The following is an 11,799-nucleotide window of genomic DNA, read 5'->3' as shown; positions in this document are numbered from 1 at the left end:
AAAGAAACCGAGGCCCTTCCCGTGGTCGCTGCCGCTTGGCGGAACGCAAGAGCGTGCCGCCTTCGGCGGAAAAGCGGCGCGTTCCGCGCGGAAAAGCACGCGGCGGTCTAGTGGTGGGTCGGGCGAACCTGCGGCCGGCGGTTCGGGTCCCGGCCGCACGTCAAGATCGACGACGCGTCACCTGATCCCTCACCGTCCACGACCAGTGACCGAGTTGCGCATCACTCGTCTACGCGGACTCGCGGCGCACCAAGACCGTCGGCAGCACCTCTCGGCGTGCGCGGATGGGTTCCTCGCGCAGCAGGCGCAGCAGGTGGGTCACCATGTGGCGCACCTGGTTGCTGGTGTCCTGCTGCACGCTGGTCAGCGGTGGCACGGTGTGGGGTGCGATCATCGGGTGGTCGTCGAAGCCCACCACGGCCACGTCTTCCGGGACCCGCTTGCCCGCCTCGCGCAGGGCGTCCAACGCGCCCGCGGCCATCAGGTCGCTGGCGATGAAGACGGCGTCCAGGTCCGGGACGCGCCCCAGCAACGCGGCCATCGCCTTCTTGCCGCCCTCGCGGGTGAAGCCGCCGTTTTCGGTCAGCAGTTCGACGTCCGCGTCCGTGGCGTCGGTCGCCGAGCGCCAGCCGGCCAGGCGGTCCATCGCCGAGTGCTCGTCGAGCGGGCCGGTGACGTGTGCGATCCGCTTGCGGCCCAACGAGAGGAGGTGTTCGGTGGCGAGTACGCCGCCGCCCTCGTTGTCGTGGTCGACCAAGTGCATCCCGCGCAGCGGACCCCACGGCCGGCCCGCGTAGACCACCGGCAGGGACAGCTTGCGCGCCAACGCGGGCAGCTGGTCGCCCTTGTGCGGCGCGAACATCAGGGCGCCGTCGACGTGTCCGCCCGCCAGGAAGCGTTCGGCGCGGGCCATGTCCTCGGTGGAGTGCACGAGCAGCAGCACCATCTGCGCGTCGGCGTCGGCCAGTGACCGCGCGGCCGACCGGATCAGCCACGCGAAGTGCGGGTCGTCGAAAATTTTCGGTTCCGGCTCGGAGAACACCACGGCGACCGCGCCGGTGCGACGGGTCACCAACGCCCGCGCGGCCTGGTTGGGTTGGTACCCCAGCGCCAAGACCGCCGCCGTCACCGCCTCGTGCGCCTCCGGGCTGACCCTGGGCGAGGCGTTGAGCACGCGCGAGGCCGTCGCCCGGGACACGCCCGCCCGCGCCGCCACGTCCTCCAGCGTGGGTCGGGTGCCGGAGTGCGACTGGACGGACACGGGCACCAACTCCTCGAACGGCTCGCCGACCGGTCCAGCTTAGCCGGACGTCACCTGCTGGGAAGCGCTCTCAGCGCGGGACGACCCGACCGACACGCGCAGCAGGCCGTCCTCGCGCCGCGACGACGTGGGCAGGCCGGCCTTGGCCGCCGTGCGCAGCAGACCGGTCTCGGCGGTCAGGCACCAGCCGACCAGTTCGCGGTACCCGGCGGCGCGGGCGGTGCGGGCCAGGGCCAGCAGCAGGCCCGTGCCGACGCCCCGGCCCTGCCACGCGTCCTCCACCAGCAGCGACACCTCGGCACTGTCCGGTGTGGACATCGGGATCAGCTGGCCCATGCCGATCACGGCGTCGCCGCACTGCGCCAGCACCGTCGTGCCGCGCGGCGGAGCGAGCAGGCGGTGCAGCCAGCGGCGGGGCAGGGTGCGCACGCCCGAGTGGTAGCGGTTGAACAGGGTGCCCATCGAGCAACGGGTGTGCAGGGCGGCCACGGCGTCGGCGTCGCCGACCAGGCCGGGGCGCAGCACCACCGCCATGCCGTCGTCGGTCATCAGCGCGGTGGCCGTGGGCGCGCGGGCGCCGAGCAGTTCGACCAGCGCCTCCGCCCGCGCCACCTCGACCTGGGTGAACGGCGCCCACCCGCGCCGGGCCACCAGCGTCGCGTCCGCGGTCTCCAGCCGGATCTGGTGGTCGTTGACCTCCACGTCCCCGTCCGCGACCACGACGGAGTCCGCGCCCAGCACCGTGCGCACGGCGTCGCACACGCCGCCCGGCAGCCGCATCGCGTTGCCGGCCGCCCGCAGCGCGGCGGTGGGGCCGTCCACCAGGTCGCGCACGTCGGCGGCCGTGATGCCCACGCAGCGCCCGCCCTCGGCGCGGACCGCGGCCAGCAGGTCGGCGGGCAGCAGGCCGGGCGCGGCGCGCACCACCAGCTCGTCGATCACCCCGCCGGGCACGGGGATGACGGACAGGGCCAGCACGTTGCACGAGCGTTCGGCGAGCCGGATGGTCATGCGGGCCAGCGCGCCGGGGCTGTCGTCCAGCTCGACGCGCAGGCGCCAGGTCTTGGGTGTGGACTCCATGCGACCAGGCTGGCCGGGCCACGTTGCCGTGCGGGGACACCCGCGTAAACGTCCGCGAGACGGGCGTGTGACGTGAGCCGGCTCAGTCGCCCGGTCGGCTCAGTCGTCGCACTGCGGCGGCGGCAGCGGGTTGAGCGGGCCGCACGGCCACTCGGTCCTCTTGACCTTCGTCGTGGTCGGCGGGGGTGGCGGTGGCGGCGGCTGGGTGGTGGCCTGGGTCGTCGTCGGGGCGTCGGTGGTGGTCGTCGTCTTCGGCGCGGACGTCGAGGCCTTGGGCGCGGACGCCCCGTCGGTCGTCGGCGCGCTGGTCGGCTCGGTCGTCGCCGGCGGCGTGGACGAGCGGTTGGTGATCCACGTGGACGCGGGCGGTTCGGCCTTCTGGCCGTCGTCCACCCCGTGGATGTACACGCCCACCAGGACGCCGGTCAGCGCCGACGCCGCCACGGCCAGGCCGCACGCCGCCCACACCACCCGCACAGCCGACCCCCTCCGTCCCGACGTGAGCGGCAGAACAGTACCGCTTGATCGAGGAGGACCTACGCGGCCCAGGCCACCTCGACCGACTCGCCCAGCAGGTCCGCCTCCGCGACCACGGCTTTCCGCACCTTCGCGGTCAACGAGCGGAAGGGGTTCACAGTTATGTGCACCCGGCCGCCCTTGTGCTCCTGCGACCACACGCCCGCCATCAGCCCGTCCACCAGCAGGACCGGCGACAACCAGCCCTGCGGCCGGTAGACCAGCTCAGGCGCGCCGCCGGTCATCAGGTGCGCGGCGTGCTTGGTCGCCGCCACCACGTACTGGTCGAACGCCGGCAGCAGCCGCACGGTCCGCACCGGTTCGGCTTCCCGCAACGCTGTTACGAGGTCGGTCCGCGCGTAGCCCGGCGCGCCCTCGACGTCCACCGGGGTGAGCCGCTCGCCCAACGCCTTGACCACCCGACCGCCGTCGGCCGGGCTCACGCCCCACCAGCGCGCGAACTCCTCCCGCGTCGCGACGCCCTGCTGGGCCCACCACCGCAGCGCGATCTCCGGCATCGCGTCCGCCGGGGCCGGACCCACGTCGATCCACGTGTCCGGCCGGGTGAACCGCACCAGCTGGCCCTCGCCGGGGCCGAACACCAGCCTGCCCTGGAACGACGCCGGCTTGAGGTACGCGCCCCAGCTCTCCCGCAGCTTCTCGCCGATGTCCGCCGAGGTCCGGGCGGCCACCTCGTCGGCCAGCTCGGCCCGGGTCAGCACCCGGCCCTTCAACGCCTCCGACACGCCGTCCAGCAGCGCCTGCAACTCCTCGGCGGTGATGTGGAAATTCCGGTACCAGACCGGCTTGGTGTAGTGCCGGTAGGTCGCGAACCCCGCCTGCCACAACGGGTACTCGTCGGACCGCAGCAGGTGCAGGGTGCCGCGCATGGACCACGTCTTGACCAGCGCCCGGTCCTCCCACAGCGCCCGCTCCACGTAGTCGCCGGGCAGTCCTTCGACGCGTGCGTGCAGCGTGGCCTCCGCGGAGGACATGAGCTGAGCGTGCAGTCCGCACAGCTCCGATACCACGTCCAGCGCCTCCGCGGCCGGCCGCCGCACGTCCAGGCTGTGCGCGCGCGTGCGCCACGCGGCCACCTGCCCCCAGGTCAAGCTCACTCCGGATCCCTTTCGCGGACCGCGCGCTCGATGGCGGCGAGTCGTCGTTCCAAGTCGACCGTGCCCAGGACGCGGGCCAGCACGAGCGCCGCGCCGGACAGCCCCGCGACCAGCACCGAGCCGGTCAGGTGCCAGGTGGGCGCGTCGCCGGTGCAGGTGAAGACGTCGCCGAACTTCGCCGAGGAGCACGTCACGAACGGCACCGCCGCCAGTCCCACGCTCGCCGCCGCGACCCCGCCGAGCAGGGCCGAGCCGAATGTCCGCATCAGCGGGAACACGGCGTTGGCCGCGCCGACGGCGGCGATCGCGAACAGCAGCGGCACGGGGTGCGGGAACGGGCCGAGCGCGGCGCAGCCCACCATCAGCGCCGTCACGACCGCCAGTCCCGTCCGTTCACCCACCCGGCGACCCTAACTCGGTTCGACAGCGAGACGTCAGAAGTTCGTAAGGCGTTTCCGGGACTCTGAGGGGCGTCCGGTTCGTCACAGTGAGCACAAGCGACGAAACCGGAAGAGGCGAGAGGTCATGTCCAAGCGGGTTGTCCTGATCGGGGTGTCGGCGGTGCTGGTGGTCGCACTGGCGGTGGGGCTGTACTTGTTCCAGCCCTGGCGCCTGGTGACCAACCGGACGGCGGACGAGGCGCTGCTGGTGCCGGTGTCCACTTCGGAGACCACTCCGGCGAGCACGACCGCCGCCGCCGCCGCGACGACCACCACCACGGTGGCGGTGCCGGTGGGGCCGGTGGCGCTGGCGTCCGGACCGTTCCGGTCGCTGGAGCACGCGACCACGGGCAGCGCGTCCCTGGTGCGGCGGCCGGACGGCACGCACGCCGTGCAGTTCGAGGCGCTGGACACCAGCGACGGGCCGGACCTCTACGTGTACCTGTCGGACAAGGCGTCGGATTCACCCGAGGCGGCGTTCGGCTCCGGGTTCACCAGCCTGGGCAAGCTCAAGGCGAACCGGGGCAACCAGATCTACGACGTGCCCGCCGGGACGGACCTGGGGGTCGTCCGGAGCGTCGTGATCTGGTGCAAGAGGTTCTCCGCGGGCTTCGCGGTAGCACCGTTGGAACAGTCGTGACACACCGGGGAAACACCCGAGAAAGGTCTATACCACATATAGCCTTTTCGCAGTATTGACGCATCTGGTCTAGACCACTTAAAGTGGTTGGTGACACGGAAACGTCCCTCGTGGATGGGCGGGCGGATGCCCCATCCACGAGGAGCCGGCTCACTGGGGTGGGCCACCGATGGCGGCGGCGCGGTACCTTCTCTCTCCCCACACCGCGCCGCCGCCCTCGGCTGTGCGCGGTTCCTGCCACACTGTGAGTGATGCTCACGAGGACCATCGCGATCCACTACGTCAAGGCGGCGCTGCGCGGTGCCCGGCGCCACGGCCACGACGTGTCCGTCCTGCTCGCCGCCGCCGGCATCCCCGAGGCGCTGCTGGCCGACGACCGCGCGCGGGTGACGCCCGCCCAGTACTCCCGGCTCATCCAGACGCTGTGGGAGGTGCTGGACGACGAGTTCATGGGCTTCGGGCCGCAGCGCAGCAAGCGCGGGACGTTCCCGACCATGTGCCTGCTCGCGGTGCACTGCTCGTCGCTGGAGGACGCGCTGCGGCGCGGCCTGGCGTTCTACGCGCTGTTCGACGTGCGGCCGGAGATGACGCTGGGGGAGCGCGCCGGCGTCGCCAGGTTCACCCTGGCCACCGACGGCGTGGACGACCCGGACCGGTTCCTGGTGGAGTCGCTGCTGGTGCTGTGGCACCGGTTCTCGTCGTGGCTGATCGGCCGGCGCATCCCGCTGCGCGGGGTGGAACTGGCCTACCCCGAGCCGCCGCACGCGGCCGAGTACCACCTGATCTTCGGGTGCCCGCTGCGGTTCGGCGCGCCGGAGACCGTGCTGGCCTTCGACACCCGGTTCCTGCGGATGCCGGTGGTGCAGGACGAGGCCGCGCTGCGCCGGTTCCTGCGCAACTCGCCCGGTGAGCTGCTGTCCCGGCGCGACTACGGCGCGGACTTCTCCAGCCAGGTGCGGCGGATGCTCGGCGGGGGCGTGGTGGGCCTGGACGCGGTGGCGGCGCGGCTGGGCGTCTCGGCGCCGACCCTGCGCCGGAAGCTGGCGGCGGAGGGGACGTCGTTCCGCGAGGTGCGCGAGCAGCTGCTGCGGGACCAGGCGGTGGCCAGCCTCGTGCGGGGCGGGGAGTCGGTGGAGGAGTTGGCGTTGCGGCTGGGGTTCTCCGAGGCCAGCGCCTTTCACCGGGCGTTCAAGCGCTGGACGGGCAACAGTCCTGGCGCCTACCGGACCGGTGCTGCTACCCAGTAGTGCGGCCGGGCGCACTTGCTCCGAATGGCCGGTGTTCCGCCAAGCACCAACCAGGTTGGCTGGCAGCGGGTAATTCATTCACCACACTGCGGGAGTCCCCGTGCCCAGACGCCTCCGACCCCTCGCGGTCGCCGCCGTCCTGACCCTCGTCCCCCTCACCCCCGCCCACGCCGCGCCCGACCTGCCCGACGCGCCCGCCGCCCGGTCGGCCGTCGAGCAGCGCATCGAGACCGCCCGCACCACCCGACCGGTCGCGCCGGGCGTCGAGCTGAGCTCCTTCGACTGGTACGAACCCGGTGACGCGGGCGGGTGGGTGCGCGGCGACGCCCTCACCGTCGACCTCACCCGGGGCACCCGCGTCGACTACCTGCACCCCGGCCAGGTCACCCAGGCCGAACCCCTGTCCGCGCAAGCCGCCCGCACCCGCGCGGTCGCGGCGGTCAACGGCGACTTCTTCGACATCAACAACTCCAACGCGCCCGAGGGCGTCGGCGTCCAGGACGGCCGCACGGTCAAGTCGCCCACCGCGAACCACCGCCGGGCGGTCGGCATCGACGCGGCGGGCGTCGGGCGGGTCATGGACGTGCTGTTCGACGGCCGGATCACCCGCGAGGACGGCACCACCGTCCCGTTGCAGCAGCTCAACAGCGCCTCGCTGGCCACGAACGGCATCGGCGTGTTCACCCCGCTGTGGGGCTCCTACAGCCGGTCCCGCGCGGTCCGGGGCGCCACGAAGGTCGCGGAAGTGGTGGTGCGCGGCGACATCGTCACCGAGCACCGCACGACCGCCGGCGACGACCCGATCCCCGCGGACGGGTTCGTCCTGGTGGGCCGGGAGTCCGGCGCCGACACGCTCGCGGCGTTGGAGATCGGCCGGAAGGTCACCGTCGACTACACGACCAAGGCCCAGGACGGCACCGCCCTGAAGGCGGCGATCGGCGGCAACCAGTTGCTGGTCAAGGACGGCCAGGTGGTCGCGCCCGACGACCCGCTGCACCCGCGCACGGCGGTCGGGTTCTCGGCGGACGGCAAGAAGATGTTCCTGCTCACCGTGGACGGCCGGCAGGCGCCCTTCCTGCTCGGGCTGAACCTCAAGGACATGGCGTCGATCCTCAAGGAGATGGGCGCGCACAACGCCCTCAACCTCGACGGCGGCGGCTCGTCCACCCTGCTGGCCCGCACGCCCGGCACGGAGGCCGTGACCGTGGAGAACACGCCGTCCGACGGCGGGGAACGCCCGGTGCCCAACGGGCTCGCGCTCTACGCGCCGGAGGGCAGTGGGAACCTGGTCGGCTTCTGGACCCGCACCGCCATCGACCCGCGCCGCGCGCCCGGCGCCGACACCGTCCCCGGCGGGCACCCCGAGCGGGTGTTCCCCGGCCTGACCCGGCGGCTGGTCGCCGACGGCTACGACGAGACCTACGGCCCCGCCCGCGACGCCGCGCACTCGTGGCACTCGACGCGGCCGTTCGTCGGGCACGTCCGCGACGGCGTCTTCCGGGGCCTCACCCCCGGCAGCACCAAGGCTGTCGCCCGGCGCGGCGGGATCACCGGCGAGGTCGAGCTGACCGTCCTCGGGCCGCTGAGCCGCCTGTCCGCCACCACCAACCGGCTGAGCCTGACCACGACCGGCGCGTTCGGGGTGATCGGCCACGACCCGGACGGCTTCACCGCGCCCATCGAGCCCGACGACGTGACCCTGGACTACGACCGTTCCGTCGTGGACATCGCCCCGGGCTCGAACGGCTTGTTCACCGTCACCGCGCGTCGATCCGGTGCCACCACGGTGATCGCGCGGGTCGGGCAGCAGGAGGTGCGGGTGGCCGTGACCGTGGGCCTGGAGGAGAAGCTTGTCGCGGGCTTCGACGACGGCGCGTCCTGGACGTTCGGCTCGGCGCGCGGCTCGGGCTCGGTCACGCCGGTCCCGGACGGGCACACCGGCGCGGGCCTCAAGATCTCGTACGACTTCAGCCAGTCCACCGGGACGCGCACTGCCTACGCGATCCCGCCCAAGCCGATCGTGGTCGAGGGCCAGCCGCTCGCGCTGGGGGCGTGGGTGTACGGGCACGGTCGCGGCGAGTGGACGGCGTTCACCGTGACCGACAACGCGGGCCTGACGAGATCGCTCTACGGCCCGTACATCACGTGGACGGGTTGGCGTTATCTGGAGGTTCCGGTACCCGCCGGTCTGGCTTTCCCGTTGCGCATCAACAGGTTCTACACCATCGAGACCAAGGCCGACCGCCAGTACAAGGGCGAAGTGCTCGTCGACGACATCGTCGCCAAGGTCCCACCTGCCATCGATCTCCCTGCCGCCGCACCGATCGAGGACCGGGTCGTGGTCCGCGACGGCACGGTGGACGACCGGCCGTGGCGGTTCGCGGTGATGTCCGACGCCCAGTTCGTGGCCCGCAACCCGGACAGCGACCTCGTCCGCTCCGCACGCCGCACCTTGCGCGAGATCAAGGCGCAGAAGCCGGACTTCGTCGTCATCAACGGCGACTTCGTGGACGAGGCCGCGCCCGCCGACCTGGCCCTGGCCCGGCGGATCCTCACCGAGGAGTTGGGCGACGAGCTGCCCTGGTACTACGTGCCGGGCAACCACGAGATCATGGGTCCGGGCACCATCGACAACTTCCGCCGCGAATTCGGTGCCACGAACCGGACGTTCGACCACAAGGGCACGAGGTTCGTGCTGCTGGACTCGTCCACCGGCACCGTCCGCGGCGGCGGTTTCAGCCAGGCCACCATGCTCCGGGACGCCTTGCGCGACCACGGGAACGTCGACTCGGTCGTGGTCATGGAACACCACCCGCCCCGCGATCCCACACCCACCAAGGGCAGCCAGCTCAACGACCGCCTCGAAGCGGACATGGTCGAGGACTGGCTGTCGGAGTTCCGCCGCACCACCGGCAAGGGCGCGATGTTCATCGGCGCGCACGTGGGCGTGTTCCACGCGTCCAGAGTGGACGGTGTGCCGTACCTGATCAACGGCAACTCCGGCAAGTCCCCGGCCGAGGGCGGCTTCTCCGGCTGGACCCTGCTCGGCGTCGACCCGCACCGCCCCGACTGGATCGCCGCCGAGATCCGCCCCCACGTGGACACCCTCACCCTGACCACACCCGACCACCTCACCGCGGGAGTACCGGCGGACATCACCGCGACCCTCACGCAAGGCACCCGCCAAGTCCCCGTCCGCTACCCGGTGAGCGCCGACTGGACCGCCTCACCCAACGTCCACATCGGCGAGGCAACCGGCCTGCGCCCTTGGCACGCGGCCTGGCTGAACCCGGACACCGGCCGCCTCACCACCTTCCGAGCCGCCCGCATCTCCCTGTCCGTGACCGTCAACGGCACCACCCAACGCAAGGACTTGACCGTCTCCTGGCCGCAATGGGGCTACAAGGCCGCCTGACCAGCTCCGCTTGACGCAACCGGACGGTTGCCATACTTTGGCAACCGTCCGGTTGCACCACATGTGGAGGAAGTCATGGGTTTCCCCGACCGCATCGAGCGCACCGTCGAGGTCGCGCAACCGCCCGGCCGGGTCTGGGCGGCGCTCACCACGGCCGAGGGCTTGGCGTCCTGGTTCGGCGAACGCGCGAACATCGACCTGCGCCCCGGCGGCGAGGCGAAGATGTCGTGGGACAGCGGCGACGCCGTCGAGATGCGGGTGGAGCGCGTAGAGGAGCCCTCGGTGTTCGGTTTCACCTGGCGCATGCACGGCATGCCCGAGGACGACCCGCGCCGCACGTACGTCGAGTTCACCCTCGAACCCATCGAGTCCGGCACCCGCCTGACCGTGGTCGAGTCCGGTTTCGCCCAGCTGCCCGAGAACTGCCACGGCAAGGCGTACGACGCCCACAGCCAGGGCTGGAAGAGCGAGCTGGGCCAGCTCGTCGACCTGCTCGATGCGGCCTGACGCGGAGGCGATCGCCGAACAGGTCTTCACCGCCCTCGCCGACCCGACGAGGCGGTCGATCCTGGCCGCCCTCGCCACGGGCGGCCCCGCCACGGCCACCGACCTGGCCGACCGCCTGCCCATCACCAGACAGGCGATCGCCAAACACCTGGCCCTGCTGGCGGAAACCGGCCTGGTCACCCCGGAACCCGGCGAACGCCGCCGCGTCCGCTACCGCCTGGACTCGGCCCCGATGCAGGTGGCCCAACAGTTCCTGGCGGCCCTGGCCCGCGATTGGGACGGCCCCCTGGCCGCCCTCAAGAACCACTTGGAGAGCCAATGACCAGCTTCACCATGACCTTGGCGGTCCCCCAGCCTCCCGAAGAGGTCTTCACCGCCGTGTCCAACGCCCGCCGCTGGTGGTCAGAAGACATAGAAGGCGACACCACCACCGATTTCACCTACCACTACCAAGACCTGCACCGCTGCCGCATCAAGGTCACCGAGCTGGCACCCACCACCATCTCGTGGCAGGTCCTGGAAAACCACTTCGCCTTCACCGAAGACCAAACGGAGTGGACCAACACCACAATCACCTTCGACATCGCAGAAACCTCAACGGGAACCATCCTCACTTTCACCCACCACGGCCTGATCCCAACCCACGAGTGCTACACCGTCTGCGACAACGCATGGCGCTTCTACATCGGCACCAGCCTGCACAACCTCATCACCACCGGTGAAGGCACCCCCAACACCGGCCAAACCAACCACGTCCCACCCTTGGCAGGTACCCGATGAAACCCCCCAAGATCGTCACCGCAGAAGAGTGGGAAGCCCACCGTCAAGCCCTCTTGGTCAAGGAAAAGGAACTAACCAGGGCAAAAGACGCCCTGGCCGCAGAACGCCGCCGAATGCCCTGGCTACCCGTAACCAAGCAATACGCGTTCGACACGTCCACAGGCCCCAAAACCCTCTTGGACCTCTTCGAAGGCCGCCGCCAACTGATCATCTACCGAGCCTTCATGGACCCAGGCGTACACGGCTGGCCAGACCACGGCTGCAAGGGCTGCTCGATGGTAGCGGACCAGGTAGCCCACCCAACCCACCTGCACAACCGAAACACCACTCTGGCTTTCGTATCGAGGGGCACCCAGCCAGACCTAGAACGCATCAAGTCGAGGATGGGCTGGTCCACCATCCCGTGGCACACCATCACCGACGACTTCGACACCGACTTCGGCGTCAACGAATGGCACGGCACCAACGCCTTCATCCGCGAGGAAGACAAGATCTACCGAACCTACTTCATCAACAACCGCGGCGACGAGTCAATGGGTGGCACCTGGGCCTACCTGGACATCACGGCCTTGGGCCGCCAGGAAACCTGGGAAGACTCCCCAGAGGGCTACCCCCAAACCCCGCCCTACCAGTGGTGGACCTGGCACGACGAACCAACAAACTGACAAACACCCCCACAAAACACCTCGCCCCACCCCACCGCCGCCAGCAGGCCTGCTTTCACGAAGCTGCCGCACGGCACACCTCTGCCTGGGCTTCTTGCTTGTGTCATCCCCGTATGGCCTGCCCGAAGGG

12 protein-coding genes are annotated in these 11,799 nt (G+C 71.0%); 7 read left to right on the top strand and 5 right to left on the bottom strand.

Going from position 1 to position 11,799, the window contains the following annotated elements; translation table 11 throughout:
* Nucleotides 1–229: 229 nt before the first annotated feature.
* From WBN91_RS37150 to WBN91_RS37130, 5 genes are all read right to left on the bottom strand, one after another.
* A complete protein-coding gene (locus WBN91_RS37150; protein WP_337728933.1) occupies nt 230–1,261 on the bottom strand; it encodes a LacI family DNA-binding transcriptional regulator in 1,032 nt (343 codons plus the stop codon).
* A gap of 39 nt (nt 1,262–1,300) precedes the next feature.
* Nucleotides 1,301–2,341 (bottom strand): GNAT family N-acetyltransferase, encoded by a 1,041-nt coding sequence (locus tag WBN91_RS37145; protein ID WP_337728934.1) that lies wholly within the window; start codon nt 2,339–2,341, stop codon nt 1,301–1,303.
* A gap of 99 nt (nt 2,342–2,440) precedes the next feature.
* The gene (locus WBN91_RS37140) at nt 2,441–2,818 is read right to left on the bottom strand and encodes a hypothetical protein (protein WP_337728935.1); all 378 of its coding nucleotides are present in this window, start codon (nt 2,816–2,818) and stop codon (nt 2,441–2,443) included.
* Between the two features lie 59 nt (nt 2,819–2,877).
* Nucleotides 2,878–3,975, bottom strand: a complete 1,098-nt coding sequence (locus tag WBN91_RS37135) for a winged helix DNA-binding domain-containing protein (protein WP_337728936.1) — start codon at nt 3,973–3,975, stop codon at nt 2,878–2,880.
* A complete protein-coding gene (locus WBN91_RS37130; protein WP_337728937.1) occupies nt 3,972–4,376 on the bottom strand; it encodes a hypothetical protein in 405 nt (134 codons plus the stop codon). The genes WBN91_RS37135 and WBN91_RS37130 overlap by 4 nt, the downstream gene beginning before the upstream one ends.
* Nucleotides 4,377–4,500: 124 nt before the next feature.
* Here WBN91_RS37130 and WBN91_RS37125 point away from each other — a divergent pair, with 124 nt between their 5' ends.
* The 7 genes from WBN91_RS37125 (at nt 4,501) to WBN91_RS37095 (ending at nt 11,669) form a co-directional block, all read left to right on the top strand.
* The gene (locus WBN91_RS37125; protein WP_337728938.1) at nt 4,501–5,055 is read left to right on the top strand and encodes a DM13 domain-containing protein; all 555 of its coding nucleotides are present in this window, start codon (nt 4,501–4,503) and stop codon (nt 5,053–5,055) included.
* A 251-nt stretch (nt 5,056–5,306) separates the two neighbouring features.
* Nucleotides 5,307–6,302 carry an AraC family transcriptional regulator gene (locus tag WBN91_RS37120; RefSeq protein WP_337728939.1) on the top strand — a complete coding sequence of 332 codons (996 nt, stop codon included), beginning with the start codon at nt 5,307–5,309 and terminating at the stop codon, nt 6,300–6,302.
* A gap of 100 nt (nt 6,303–6,402) precedes the next feature.
* Nucleotides 6,403–9,717, top strand: coding sequence for a phosphodiester glycosidase family protein (locus WBN91_RS37115; protein ID WP_337728940.1), 3,315 nt, complete (start codon nt 6,403–6,405; stop codon nt 9,715–9,717).
* Nucleotides 9,718–9,792: 75 nt separating this feature from the next.
* The gene (locus WBN91_RS37110) at nt 9,793–10,224 is read left to right on the top strand and encodes an SRPBCC domain-containing protein (RefSeq protein ID WP_337728941.1); all 432 of its coding nucleotides are present in this window, start codon (nt 9,793–9,795) and stop codon (nt 10,222–10,224) included.
* Nucleotides 10,214–10,546, top strand: a complete 333-nt coding sequence (locus WBN91_RS37105; protein ID WP_337728942.1) for an ArsR/SmtB family transcription factor — start codon at nt 10,214–10,216, stop codon at nt 10,544–10,546. The genes WBN91_RS37110 and WBN91_RS37105 overlap by 11 nt, the downstream gene beginning before the upstream one ends.
* On the top strand, nt 10,543–11,004 hold the full coding sequence (locus WBN91_RS37100) for an SRPBCC family protein (RefSeq protein ID WP_337728943.1): 462 nt from the start codon (nt 10,543–10,545) through the stop codon (nt 11,002–11,004). The genes WBN91_RS37105 and WBN91_RS37100 overlap by 4 nt, the downstream gene beginning before the upstream one ends.
* On the top strand, nt 11,001–11,669 hold the full coding sequence (locus WBN91_RS37095) for a DUF899 domain-containing protein (protein WP_337728944.1): 669 nt from the start codon (nt 11,001–11,003) through the stop codon (nt 11,667–11,669). The genes WBN91_RS37100 and WBN91_RS37095 overlap by 4 nt, the downstream gene beginning before the upstream one ends.
* The last annotated feature ends 130 nt before the right edge of the window (nt 11,670–11,799 follow it).

The organism is Saccharothrix sp. CCNWYY140 (assembly GCF_037401995.1).
Classification (GTDB): domain Bacteria; phylum Actinomycetota; class Actinomycetes; order Mycobacteriales; family Pseudonocardiaceae; genus Actinosynnema.
Note: the sequence above shows the minus strand (reverse complement) of the source record. Positions and strands in the feature narration are given on the sequence as shown.

Coding starts and splice junctions, on each gene's coding strand:
- WBN91_RS37145 (WP_337728934.1), bottom strand. CDS start 2,341: ATGGAGTCCACACCCAAGACCTGGCGCCTGCGCGTCGAGCTGGACGAC.
- WBN91_RS37125 (WP_337728938.1), top strand. CDS start 4,501: ATGTCCAAGCGGGTTGTCCTGATCGGGGTGTCGGCGGTGCTGGTGGTC.
- WBN91_RS37120 (WP_337728939.1), top strand. CDS start 5,307: ATGCTCACGAGGACCATCGCGATCCACTACGTCAAGGCGGCGCTGCGC.
- WBN91_RS37110 (WP_337728941.1), top strand. CDS start 9,793: ATGGGTTTCCCCGACCGCATCGAGCGCACCGTCGAGGTCGCGCAACCG.
- WBN91_RS37105 (WP_337728942.1), top strand. CDS start 10,214: ATGCGGCCTGACGCGGAGGCGATCGCCGAACAGGTCTTCACCGCCCTC.
- WBN91_RS37100 (WP_337728943.1), top strand. CDS start 10,543: ATGACCAGCTTCACCATGACCTTGGCGGTCCCCCAGCCTCCCGAAGAG.
- WBN91_RS37095 (WP_337728944.1), top strand. CDS start 11,001: ATGAAACCCCCCAAGATCGTCACCGCAGAAGAGTGGGAAGCCCACCGT.